General features: G+C 55.2%; 7 protein-coding genes and 3 pseudogenes. 5 read left to right on the plus strand and 5 right to left on the minus strand.

Annotated elements, in window-relative coordinates; all coding sequences use genetic code 11:
* Positions 1–254 precede the first annotated feature (254 nt).
* Positions 255–941 carry an N-acetyltransferase gene (locus EYC95_RS25600; RefSeq protein WP_131062802.1) on the plus strand — a complete coding sequence of 229 codons (687 nt, stop codon included), beginning with the start codon at positions 255–257 and terminating at the stop codon, positions 939–941.
* Positions 942–1,351: 410 nt separating this feature from the next.
* The gene (locus tag EYC95_RS25605; RefSeq protein ID WP_131062803.1) at positions 1,352–3,253 is read left to right on the plus strand and encodes a potassium transporter Kup; all 1,902 of its coding nucleotides are present in this window, start codon (positions 1,352–1,354) and stop codon (positions 3,251–3,253) included.
* Positions 3,254–3,302: 49 nt separating this feature from the next.
* Here EYC95_RS25605 and EYC95_RS25610 read toward each other — a convergent pair whose 3' ends face one another.
* From EYC95_RS25610 to EYC95_RS25620, 3 genes are all read right to left on the minus strand, one after another.
* Positions 3,303–4,034, minus strand: a complete 732-nt coding sequence (locus EYC95_RS25610; protein WP_131062804.1) for an anti-sigma factor domain-containing protein — start codon at positions 4,032–4,034, stop codon at positions 3,303–3,305.
* Entirely contained in the window at positions 4,031–4,597 is a 567-nt protein-coding gene (locus tag EYC95_RS25615; RefSeq protein WP_131062805.1) for a sigma-70 family RNA polymerase sigma factor, read from the minus strand. Before EYC95_RS25615 ends, EYC95_RS25610 begins: the two co-directional genes overlap by 4 nt.
* A 107-nt stretch (positions 4,598–4,704) precedes the next feature.
* Positions 4,705–5,247: a DUF3455 domain-containing protein gene (locus tag EYC95_RS25620; protein ID WP_131062806.1), complete on the minus strand. Its 543-nt coding sequence runs from the start codon at positions 5,245–5,247 to the stop codon at positions 4,705–4,707.
* A 289-nt stretch (positions 5,248–5,536) separates the two neighbouring features.
* Between EYC95_RS25620 and EYC95_RS30760 the strand changes: the two are divergent.
* Positions 5,537–5,650: pseudogene (locus EYC95_RS30760) on the plus strand (hypothetical protein); the annotation flags it as partial.
* A gap of 298 nt (positions 5,651–5,948) precedes the next feature.
* Positions 5,949–6,713: a tetratricopeptide repeat protein gene (locus tag EYC95_RS25635; RefSeq protein ID WP_131062808.1), complete on the plus strand. Its 765-nt coding sequence runs from the start codon at positions 5,949–5,951 to the stop codon at positions 6,711–6,713.
* Here the strand turns inward: EYC95_RS25635 and EYC95_RS25640 are convergent.
* Complete coding sequence (locus EYC95_RS25640) at positions 6,687–7,052, minus strand: SDR family oxidoreductase (RefSeq protein ID WP_371928435.1); 366 nt, start codon at positions 7,050–7,052, stop codon at positions 6,687–6,689. The two genes, EYC95_RS25635 and EYC95_RS25640, sit on opposite strands and share 27 nt — an antisense overlap.
* 26 nt (positions 7,053–7,078) lie before the next feature.
* Between EYC95_RS25640 and EYC95_RS25645 the strand changes: the two are divergent.
* Positions 7,079–7,465, plus strand: a pseudogene (locus EYC95_RS25645) (potassium transporter Kup); the annotation flags it as partial.
* Between the two features lie 93 nt (positions 7,466–7,558).
* On the opposite strand, the pseudogene EYC95_RS30385 reads toward EYC95_RS25645, so the two are convergent.
* A pseudogene (locus tag EYC95_RS30385) lies at positions 7,559–7,755 on the minus strand (CopD family protein); the annotation flags it as partial.

A 7,755-nucleotide genomic window follows, 5' to 3' on the forward strand; every position in this document is an offset into this window, starting at 1 on the left:
TTAGCTTCATTCAGCGAAAAGCAGAATAGTTTGTTACAAAACTGTTGGTGTCTTTTTGATATGTGCCTGCCGCGCTGATCTATACCCACTTCAAGTGTATGGATGTGGCTGGCACTTCATCCCAAGAGTCGCATCGACTGCAGCCCATTAGCTGCTCATATACCCACTCAACTGAAACGTTGCTGATTGTCCATTGTGGATTTCAATCGTCACTGACTTTTATAACGGCGCCCCAGTTCCGCCGGGAGAGCATTATGAGTGCATTGCAGAAGCTACAAGACCGAATCAAACAAAAAGGCCTGCGTCGCACCTTCCGTACACTGTGGGAGCGCTATGTGTTTTTCCACTGGGAGCTGCTGTGGATGGAGCGTGACTTGGTCACGCCGGTGCCACCCTGCACGCTCAGACCCTATTCGGGGTTACGCCTGGTCGACATCGATACACAGAACGCTGATGCGTTCACCAAGCACTTTGGCGACCGCGTGGAAACCATGCGCGAACTGGCCGCCGAAGGGCATACAGGTCACATGTACCTGGACGAAAACGACGATGCCGTGGCCTTCATTTGGGGCAGCAAACGCAATTACCATGATCGCCACTACTACGGCTGCTGGTTCCCGGTCAAGGACGGCGAGTTCTTCGAGTTCGGGGGCGAGATGACGCGACCTTACTTCGGTACGGCCCTTTCAGTCGATGCCCAAATCAGATTGTGGCAGACCATGCAAGCGCAAGGGTGTAACAAGGTAGTGGACGTCTGTGAGACGCATAACGTCCCGGCGCTCAAATTGCACATCCGCATGGGGTACCACGAGCAGGGTCGGGTCATGCATGTCTATGGCTTCTTCGGGCGCTGGCGTTTGTTCCGCGAATCCCGCTACAGCGGCTCGCGACTCGATCTCCTACGCAAACCCGGGCGTCCGACAGTGGCTGCCTCAGCGTGAGATGCAAAAGCTGAGATCGATTGCTTCCACCACATGAACACCTCATTGTCTATTCCGCCACCGGCTGGCTGTTCTTTATAGGAACAAACACCCTTGTGGCGCATTAGACCTTTTCTCGACGACTCTGAAGTTTCCGGTAAACGAGGACTCCTTTCGCTCGCTACTGCACGGTGTCAAGCTCCTGCACATTGAAGTACAACCGAAGCCGGTTCGAAGCCCGAGTATTCGAAAATGGGGCGTAATCGCCGTAAAATTTTTACGCTTTCTTTACGGTCAGTGTTTTTGACCGCAACGATACTGGCCGCGATTTTTTAGATCGTCCATGCGCCTCGCTTTTCCGATGGCCCTGGAAAAATGTATTGCCCAAGGATGGCGTGCAGTTACTTCCCGCTAATTGAGAGATTCGCCCCTTGAGTGAGACAGCGACCGTTGCAAACGAAGACTCCCCATCCAAAACCTCAGGCGTGGGCTTGCTCGTCGCTGCTGTTGGGGTGGTTTACGGGGACATCGGCACCAGCCCCCTGTACACGCTGAAAGAAGTATTTTCCGGCCACTACGGCGTCCAGGTGAATCACGACGGCGTGCTGGGTATTCTGTCGTTGATCTTTTGGTCGCTGATCTGGGTCGTCTCGATCAAATACGTGCTGTTCATCCTGCGTGCCAATAACCAGGGTGAGGGCGGCATCATGGCGCTGACGGCTTTGGCCCGTCGCGCCTCCACCCCGTATCCGCACATGAGCAAGGTATTGGTGTTGCTCGGCTTGTTCGGCGCCGCACTTTTTTACGGGGACAGCATGATCACCCCGGCGATTTCGGTGCTCTCTGCGGTGGAGGGGTTACAGCTGGCGTTTGACGGGATCGAGCACTGGGTGGTGCCCCTGTCCGTGATCGTGCTGGTGGCGCTGTTCCTGATACAGAAACACGGCACTGCTCGCATTGGGATTCTGTTCGGCCCGGTCATGGTGCTGTGGTTTGTGGTGTTAGGCGCGCTCGGGATCTACGGGATTTTGCAGCGCCCCGAGGTGCTGCAAGCGCTCAACCCTGCTTGGGCAGTGCAGTTTTTCGTGGTTCATCCGGGCATGGGCGTGGCGATTTTGGGGGCTGTCGTGTTGGCGTTGACCGGTGCTGAAGCACTGTATGCCGACATGGGCCACTTTGGCCGCAAACCCATTTCTCGTGCGTGGTTCATTCTGGTGTTGCCAGGACTGGTACTCAATTATTTTGGTCAGGGTGCCTTGATCCTGGAGAACCCGGAGGCGGTGCGCAATCCATTCTATTTACTCGCGCCTGGCTGGGCACTGCTGCCGATGGTTGCTCTCTCTACTCTCGCCACCATCATTGCTTCTCAAGCCGTGATCTCTGGTGCTTTCTCCCTGACACGCCAGGCAATACAGCTAGGGTACGTCCCGCGCATGTTTATCCAGCACACCTCGAGCCAGGAACAAGGGCAGATTTACATCGGTACCGTTAACTGGGCATTGATGGTCGGTGTCGTGCTGTTGGTGATCGGTTTCGAGTCGTCCAGTGCCTTGGCTGCTGCCTATGGGGTTGCGGTCACGGGCACCATGTTGATCACCACCATCTTGTCTTCGGCTGTCGTCCTGCTCCTTTGGAAAACGCCACGTTGGCTGGCCATCCCTATGCTGCTTGGTTTTCTGCTGGTCGACGGCCTGTATTTTGCCGCCAATGCACCGAAGATTTTCCAAGGCGGTGCGTTCCCTGTGATCGCCGGCATTGGCCTGTTCATCTTGATGACCACCTGGAAGCGGGGCAGGAAAATCATTGTTGAACGACTGGATGAAACCGCGCTGCCTTTGCCGCTGTTCATCAGTAGTATCCGTTCACTGCCACCCCATCGCGTACAAGGCACCGCAGTGTTTCTGACGGCCAGAGCCGACGCTGTACCACATGCGTTGCTGCACAACTTGCTGCATAACCAAGTCTTGCATGAGCAAATCGTGTTGCTCACCGTGGTGTCTGAAGACAGCCCTCGCGTTAGTGCTGAACGGCGGTTTGAGGTTGAAGCTTATGGCGAAGGGTTTTTCCGGGTCAGTCTTCACTTTGGTTTTATGGAGGAGCCCGACGTACCCTTGGCGCTAAGTCTGTGTCACTTGACTGAACTGGATTTCAGTCCGATGCGCACGACCTATTTCCTCAGCAGGGAGACGGTGATCCCCACCAAGCGCATTGGGATGGCGCGCTGGCGGGAAAGTCTTTTCGCGTTTTTGTTGAAGAACGCCAACAGCAACCTGAAGTATTTCAAACTGCCACTGAATAGAGTGATTGAGCTGGGAACTCAGGTAGAGATGTGACGGACAAACAAGGCCGCCTATGCGGCCTTTTCCTCTAAGACACCCGAGGTCAGATCACTTTAACCGCCCGGCCAATGAACTGAATCGGTCCTGTGGGTTTGCCCGTCGGCGATCCATGGGGGTTCTCCAGAGTCAATTCAAAGAGCTGGTTGGATTCCAGCGGCGGTAATTTATCCAAAGGGACAGAAAGCGTTTGCCCAGGTTTGACCAATCCAAGGGACACCGGTCCTTGCCAGCCGTCCGCTTTGGTCCAGAGCTCAAGTGCTTTGTCGGTTGGGACTTGCGCTTCCCCTAAAGGAATCAGTTGGATTTCCTTTCGGTTGCTCGCCTGAATGACCCAGCCGGGTGCCTGGTTCTGCGGAGCCACCAGAACTACCAGGTAGGTGGTCGGATTCAACGGAGCTGTTCGTGTCAGAACAACTGTTCCAAGCAACAGCGTTGCGACAAGACCAGTCCCCGCGAGCCCGCGCCATAGCGGTAGAAGGTTCCACCACGAGATTGGCTTCACAGCGGCCGTCACTCTTGGTGCTCGCCGGTCATTGCTGTTCAAGCTGCGCTCGATTCGCCGCCAGAGAAGTGGAGTAGGGGGTTGCGGTTCAGCCAGTTCGGTCAAGGCAAGCAAACGCTGTTCCCATGCATCAACAGCAGCTCGCAAATCTGTCTCCTGGGCAAGACGCTTTTGTATCTCGATGCGTTGCTCGGCCGGCAACGTGCCTAACACATACTCACTCGCCAGTTCGTCAATGTTGTCGGCGCTGTCATCCTCTGGGCTTATGGTCATCCCATGCACTCCCGCAATGCCACCAGACTGCGTTTGATCCAGGCTTTGACGGTCCCCAGAGGTGCGCCCAGTTTCTGCGATATTTCTGAATGCGAATAGCCGTCTACATACGCATGGAGTATGCAGTTGCGACGCGCCGGCTCCAGTTGTTCAAGGCACATATAAATACGTCCTGAACGGGCTCGAAAATCGAAGGCGTCCACACACTCTGACGATGCCTCCATGGATGCTAAAGCGAGCAATGCCATTTCGCTTTGCTCGCTGACCTGTATCTCCCGGGCGTTATCTCGCATGAAGTTGAGTGCTAAATGCCGCGTCACGCTGAAGATCCAGCCACGGGCAGAACCTCGTGCCGGATCGAAGCTGGCGGCACGGGTCCATATTTTGATAAAGACATCGTGCACGATGTCTTCGGCCAAGGCGTTACTGCGAGCGATTCGCTTGGCAACACCCAAAAGACGAGCACTTTCCTGCTCATACAAGTCTTGCAATGCCTGCTGCTCGCCTCGGGCACAAGCAGCTAAACAGGCTTCGTAGTCAAAACAGGGCTCAGGTAGGGACAAGGTTTTCAGCCGCCAGCAGGTGGTAATTACCCCAGCCCTAAGGCTGGGGTTCCATCGGAGCAGAGTAGACGACTTTGTGCGTTAACAACCTGTCCTGGATCGTTGGCTTAATTGGCTGCCCAAAAAATATAGTCAGCCTGATATTTCACTACCTCACGTTTGCCTTTGTTTGCGGCGGAGCATTCGATCATTGGCGCCACGCCGCCTTTAACGGCCACCCGCTGGATATAACTGACATTGCTCATCGCGCCTTTGCCTTCCGCAGGGTTGGCTTTGACCAACTGATAAGGGAGGTCACCAGTACCTGAGGGTGCAACCGCCAGTTGCGTTCCAGTGATTTTAGAACCGTCATTAGCTTGCCAGGTAGCCGGGGGGCCGAAGTAGGTGCCGACTTGTTTGCCGCTGCGATCATTTAGTACCGCTTTGGGTCCTACGAAAGTCCATTCAGTCTGGCCGGCGGAGTTAGCCTTGTCGCGACACTCATACGTGATTTCGCCCACGCCCACGGTCTCCAACGCGACCTTATGACCGTCCGGGACCTTAATGCTGTCGGGCAGATCTGTTTGCGCATACGCAGCTGGCACTGTGACCAACAAGCAGGTGGCAGCAAGCGTAGTACTGGCAATGCGCAGGAATCTTTTAGCGTTCATGCAAATCTCTCCAGAAAGGTGATCAGTTCAGCAGCTATGGCTACTGCCTGTACTACCCGCTGGAGGACAAACTGGATGCAGCTGATTAAAAAATATCGAGCAGAAAGGGTTGTAGCGTCACTGCTTGATAGCTTGACAATGTGAGTGTCAGGCCAACAGCTGCCCGTGGTGAAGGGTAGCTAACGGCCCAGGCTGTGTGAAAACACCAGTGATTGTCTAACCTTCTGATTGTCTGGATCGTATCGGGGACGATCATGAAGCGATTTATTGAGGGTGAGGCTCGGACGCACACCCAGCGGTGTTGCTGAAGATCTATATCTACGGCTACCTCAATCTCTTCTCTCAATCGATCATCGCCATCGACGGCAGCAAATTCAAAGCCGTCAATAATCGCGACCGCAACCGCCCGCTTATTCCAGAGGCAATCCTCGCGACTCTCAGTTTTCGACGTATTTAGCGCGTTTTCACACAGCCTGGCCCCTTTGCAGACATTCATATCGTCCCCTTGACCGAGGGGTTCCCCACTCTGACTTCACGCTTAGATGATGGGGAGGTAAAAAAAGATGCTGGTTGAGGTGGCCGTTGCAGCGGGAACTTCAGGGTACCGGCCAGGTCAATTGGTGCCTGTATTGGAAATGCCGATTAGCGCTGTGGTCTTTTTTACGGCAGTGCCATCCGAGATCAGTCGAGTCCGCCCCCTGATGCCAACCAAGAGTTTTCTGCCGGGTCTCATCCTGGTGTTCTGCGCCGTCGCGTCTCTTTGTTCGGTTGCTGCTGAGCGAAGAGCGGCAGCGCAAAGCAACAGCGCATCAACCACCCTAATCGAAACCGCCTCGCGGCAGTATGGAAATGGTCAGTTGGAACAAGCCGCTGCCACGCTGGAGCGAGCCCTGCATATCCAGCCGAACAATCCCGCGACGCTGCATTACCTCGGTGTGTTGCGTCTTCAGCAGGGGCAGTATCAGCAGGCTGAAACCTTGGCGACGCGCTCGAATATGCGGGTTGGTCGCAACGTCGAGTTACGCAATCGCAACTTCCAATTGATCCAGACGGCGCAGCAGGCCCAGTCTTCGGGTATCCCGCCCAGCGCCAAAGCGGACCAGGTCGCAGTTCAGAAGAGGCTGGAAGTGGAGACCCAAAGGCTCAGCGAAGCAGAAATGGGCGTTGCTGAACAATCCACTCAGGACACTGGGCGCGACGCTGGCAACTTCGCTCGCGCAACGGCAGACCAGGTATTGGATTCATCGACAGTTGGCAGGCCTCGGCCCGAAGGAAAATCGCAAATGGCTTCCGTCGAGCCAGGGCCTGCGTACGATGAGGTTGAGATTCCCCGCGGCCATTTGCCGCCTCCAGGTAAATGCCGAATCTGGTTTCCTGATCGCCCGCCGGGGCATCAGCCCGCACCCGGCAAATGCAAGAAACTGCGAAAACGGGTTCCGTCAGGGGCCTACTTGGTGCACGGTTGAGTTTCTGAACATCCACTTCTGTCCGATATCGGTCCGAACTACAGTTGCCGCCATTCCGGACACTCCAGCGTTGTTCACCAGCACATCGACCTGATCGACCCGGGTAACGGCGAAGTCGATGAAGTCTTGGACATCCTTTCGGTCTGTGACGTCTAGAGCACGTAATTCCGCCTTGCCGCAGGAGGCGTTGATATCGCCAGCAATCATTTCAAGTCGGTCGGTACGACGAGCACCGAGCACCACTTTCGCGCCGTGGCTTGCCAGCAGCCGCGCGGTAGCCTCACCGATACCGCTGCTTGCGCCGGTGATTGCGATGACTTTGTCTTTGACGTTCAACAACATGATCGGTTTCTTCTTCTGTTCGCCTACACGAGCAGGTGGTGCTGCTGACGGTAGTGTCCGAAGACAGCCCTCGGGTGACTGCTGAACGCCGGTTTGAGGTTGAAGCTTATTGCGAAGGGTTTTTTCGGGTCCGTCTGCACTTTGGTTTCATGGAGGAGCCCGACGTACCCATGGCGCTAAGTCTTTGTCAGCTGAAGGAACTGGATCTCAGTCCGATGCGCACGACCTATTTCCTCAGCCGGGAGACAGTGATCCCCACCAAGCGCATTGGTATGGCGCGCTGACGCGAAAGCCTGTTCGCGTTCCTGCTGAAAAATGCCAACAGCAACTTGAAATACTTCAAGTTACCGTTGAATAGAGTGATCGAGCTGGGAACACAAGTAGAGATGTGGAGGCAAACGAAGCCGTAAAGCGGCCCGCACACAAACATCTGACAGCACGAAATTCTCTGTTGAGGCAGGCATTAATCGAGCAGGAGGTCATTTTCCTGCTCATTGGAAACACTATTGGGAGGTTATCTCCATATCAGGACTTAACGTTCCCAACCAAGCCACTAGCCCCACAATCAAAACTGCTGTCGATAACTCGACCAACACGCTGCGCCTTAACGCATTCGCCGCCACTCGATATTCCCCCTCCCGCAACGACCGCTCCAAAAGCGGGCCAAGGTGAAATCGGTTCAGTGCGGCCAGTACCAGCA

Origin of the sequence: Pseudomonas sp. BGI-2 (assembly GCF_004310295.1) — a bacterium.
GTDB lineage: Bacteria > Pseudomonadota > Gammaproteobacteria > Pseudomonadales > Pseudomonadaceae > Aquipseudomonas.